1 protein-coding gene is annotated in these 1,016 nt (G+C 44.4%); it reads right to left on the minus strand.

Annotated features, from left to right (window positions below; translation table 11 throughout):
- Positions 1–194: 194 nt before the first annotated feature.
- Positions 195–977, minus strand: a complete 783-nt coding sequence (locus QUB08_RS32060; RefSeq protein WP_333230346.1) for a WD40 repeat domain-containing protein — start codon at positions 975–977, stop codon at positions 195–197.
- Positions 978–1,016 lie beyond the last annotated feature (39 nt).

The following is a 1,016-nucleotide window of genomic DNA, read 5'->3' on the forward strand; positions in this document are numbered from 1 at the left end:
AATGATTTCAACTTAGTTAGTTTAGGTAAATTTGACAAGTATCTGTAACCCTAAAACCGCATAGATTCAACCCAAAAATTTTTGGGTTCCCAGTTTTCACAACTGGTAAAAAAAATCCAACCCACATCTGCGGAATGTGGGTTATAGAGCGATCGCCACAGAGGACTTGCGTCCTCGTTTCGGTCTGATGCTTCCTACTTTTTTGGTAAATTACTAGCAGTGCCAATACCATCACAAACGTGACGTTCTTCAGGCATAACTTCGGAATCAGGATTATTGAGATAGTCACGTACCCAAGTGCAACCCCGCACCATCAGCTCATCTAATCCTTCAACCCGCCATAACTTAACCGTTCCATCTTCACCACTCGTAGCTAGAAGCTTGCCATCGAGACTAAAACCGACGCTCTTGACCTCCCCTTGATGACCTTTGAATACAGCTACCTCTTGACCCGATACATCCCATAGACGAGCAGTTGAGTCAGCTCCGGCAGTTGCTAGCAGCTTACCATCCTCACTCCAACGGAGTTTCAGAACCGGGCCTATATGACCTTTTAATTCATTTAATTGATGACCGGACAAATCCCACAAGCGGACAGTGCGATCGTTACTACCTGTAGCCAGTGTTTGACCGTCATGGCTCCAAATGACGGTGTTGATCCAGTCTTGATGCGCGGGGAATTCTCTTACCTTCTGACCAGATAAATTCCACAAACGTACCATGCCATCTGCTCCTGCGGTAGCTAAAAGTTTGCCATCCGGCCTAAAACTGACACTCAGAACCGCACCTTCATGACCTTTGAATTCTCTCAGTTGCTTACCAGACAAATCCCACAAGCGAGCAGTGCCATCCTTTGCTGACGTAGCTAAAAATTTACCATCCGGGCTAAAGGTCACATTTAAAACTCCACCTTTATGACCCTTGAATTCTCTCCGTTGCTTAAGCTGTTGTGCCTTTAAATAGGGTATAATAAAAATTTAGTTTAGTCAATCAATACAAAAATGCCAGCAAAAAAC

The organism is Microcoleus sp. BR0-C5, from assembly GCF_036705045.1.
In the GTDB taxonomy this organism is placed as follows: domain Bacteria; phylum Cyanobacteriota; class Cyanobacteriia; order Cyanobacteriales; family Microcoleaceae; genus Microcoleus.